The following is a 2,644-nucleotide window of genomic DNA, read 5'->3' as shown; positions in this document are numbered from 1 at the left end:
GATCAAGACCACTCACAACAATCCCCGCCGCCACCGCCGTCGTTCGCGCTTCCCGCCGCCGCCCCACCGGGCCGGTGAACGGCCGGGAAGCCGCCATGAAGTAAACCTGAAGCAGACCAGTGCTTGACTCCCATGTCAGTGGACGGAACGGCCGGGCGCTCCACCTCAGCGGAAAGGAGATCCGCGACATGAGTGGGAAGACGTCGACGGTCCTGACAAGGCGGCGGGCGCTCGCACTGGCCGGAGCGGGGGTGGCCGCGACGGGCCTGGCGATGGCCGGCCCCGCCTCACCGGCCGGAGCGTTGCCGACCTGCGGCCACCGCGCCGTCACCGAGCCTGGCCGAGGACCGGAGCGCACCGCTCCCGCTGCCGGCCTGCACGACCTGCTTCTGCACGACCTGCCTCTGCACGACCTGGCTCTGCACGACCTGCCTCTGCACGATGGGGACTGTCTTAAAGATCGTGTGGGTGGGGTGGTGATCCGGAGGGCTGGGGCCGTCGCCCTGGCCGGGAAGGATCACGCGTGACCAAGGACAAGGACGAGATCGTCGGTGGGCTGGATGTACAGCTGGCGGCCGAGTTGATCGAGAAGGCCAAGGCCGAGGGTGTCGCTGGTCGGGCCGGACGGGCTTTTGGCCGGGGTCACCAAGACGGTGCTGTAGGCCGCTCTGGAAGCCGAGATGAGCGAGCATCTGCGGTGCGGATGTGGTGGGGATGTGCTGTGGATGTGGTGTGGATGCGAAGTTGTACCGGGCGCGCTGAAGGTTCTGTAATTCGCCCTGGTCTTGTCGTCCTGTGTGCTGATGTTCGTTCGACCGGCCCCTGAGGTGAGAGCCGCCCTGCTCTCACATTCTGGACACTCCCTGAATTCTAGATTCCCGCTCGTTTCCAGCGGTGGTTCTGTGCTCCTGCGGAGTTGCGGCGGTCTTTTATCGGAATGGTGTGGTTGCGGTGGGTGCCCGGCTGAGGCGGCCCTGGCATGTTTGGTGCGCATGGTCCTGGTTGCTGCCGGTTGCTGTCACTTTGGCTGGGCTCGACGGCCGGTGGTGGGTGGTTACGTAGCGGTGTGGCCGGGGTTCTGGCTTGAGGAATCTTTGTTTCGCTCGGACCGGTTGGCGTTGGTTGTGGGCATTTCGTGTATATCTGCTGTCAGTAGGCGGTGGCCGGTTCAGTGAGGCGGGTTGCTCCAATCCGAAGGGTGCCTGCCGGACAGTATGGGCGGAGTGTGTATCGAACGTGGCGTATGGACTCGTTAGACTTCGGAGGGAGTTGATTCTGCTCGGTATATCTTCCGTTCAGACTATCCTGAAGGTCTTAATATTTTCACCCGGAACTGGAGAGAGGTGGGTTGGTTGTTCGATAATATTTAGTCATGTGTTCGACAGAGATCGATGCGGCCTCGATGTCCACCAGTGAGTTGGTGGACGCGGCGGCGACGATCGCGGCCGAACTCGCTCAACGTGATGCGCCCGACTCTGCGGCCGTATGCATGCGGGCGGCCGAAGCCCTGGCTCGTGCCAACGACCTGCACGAAAGCGCCCTCGCCGCGCTGATCGCCCGAGTCGATGCGGCGGGGGAGACGCGCCGCTGGGGCTACCCGTCCGTCCGCAGTTGGCTGCGTTCCCGCCTCGGCATGCGCGAGGCCCGCGCCAAGGAGCGCATCAACCTGGCCCGGCAACGTCACCGGATCGGCGAGGTCGCCAGTCGACTCGCCCGCGGCGACATCTCCTACGGGTACGCCGCCACCATCGCCTGCGCCGTCACGCGCCTGGACGATGACGACTGTGCCACCGCCCAGGACATCCTCCTCGACCTGGCCGGGCAGGGCTTCTCCGCTGGAAAGGTCGCCGCCTTCGGCAACCGGATCACCGATCTGATCGCCGAACGCGACGGCACGGAGAAGCCCGATCCCGACAGTCGGCGCGGCTACGAGCTGTCCTGGATCGACTCCACCCGCTCATTGGACGGTGGCCGCTACATCAAGGGCTGGTTGAACGCCGAAGACGCCGCCGTCTGGGACGGGACACTCGCGCCCCTGGCCAAACCGGCCGGGACCGAGGACCATCGCGACCTGTCAGAACGGACGGCGGCAGCCCTGGCGAACGTGCTCGCCGGGGGTCACAAGGCCACCAAGGTCACGGTCATCTGCGATCTGGACACCCTGACCGGCGGCACCGCGCCCGCCCGCCTCACCGACGGAACCCCGATCCCCGCCGAGCAGGCCCGCCGGATCGCCCTGAACGCCGGGGTGGCGCCACTTCTCCTGGGACGCGGTCACATCCCCCTCTACCTCGGCCGCCGCGTCCGCTTCGCCACCCCGGCCCAACGCCAGGTTCTGGAAGCCCTCAACCCGAGCTGCGCGGTCCAGGGCTGCGAGGTCCCCGGCGCGCTCTGCGAAGTCGACCACGTCAGCGGCTGGGCCCTGGGCAACAGCCGCACCGACATCGACGAACTGGCCCTCACCTGCGGGTTCCACAACCGCTTCAAGGCCACCAGCCCCGAGCACGTCCACATCACCAAGGACGGCGACGGACGCTACACCTACCGCATCCGGCCGCCGAGCGAAACGCCGCCGCCGGCACCCGCCACCGACCTGTGGAACCCCACCACCAACCATCGAGTTCGGCCCCGGCCCCGCCGGCTC

General features: G+C 66.8%; 3 protein-coding genes. 2 read left to right on the top strand and 1 reads right to left on the bottom strand.

Features of this window, described 5'->3' with window-relative positions:
• Window positions 1–287: 287 nt before the first annotated feature.
• Entirely contained in the window at window positions 288–440 is a 153-nt protein-coding gene (locus E1200_RS34215) for a hypothetical protein (RefSeq protein ID WP_165950560.1), read from the bottom strand.
• 83 nt (window positions 441–523) lie between these two features.
• Between E1200_RS34215 and E1200_RS32555 the strand changes: the two genes are divergently transcribed.
• Together E1200_RS32555 and E1200_RS32550 are read left to right on the top strand one after the other, a co-directional pair.
• A complete protein-coding gene (locus E1200_RS32555; protein ID WP_131956418.1) occupies window positions 524–826 on the top strand; it encodes a hypothetical protein in 303 nt (100 codons plus the stop codon).
• A 546-nt stretch (window positions 827–1,372) separates the two neighbouring features.
• Window positions 1,373–2,644, top strand: a 1,272-nt coding sequence (locus tag E1200_RS32550) for an HNH endonuclease signature motif containing protein (RefSeq protein ID WP_131956416.1), incomplete at its 3' end; no start/stop codon positions are given.

The sequence above is a fragment of the Actinomadura sp. GC306 genome, from assembly GCF_004348665.1.
Taxonomy (GTDB): Bacteria; Actinomycetota; Actinomycetes; order Streptosporangiales; family Streptosporangiaceae; genus Spirillospora.
Note: the sequence above shows the minus strand (reverse complement) of the source record. Positions and strands in the feature narration are given on the sequence as shown.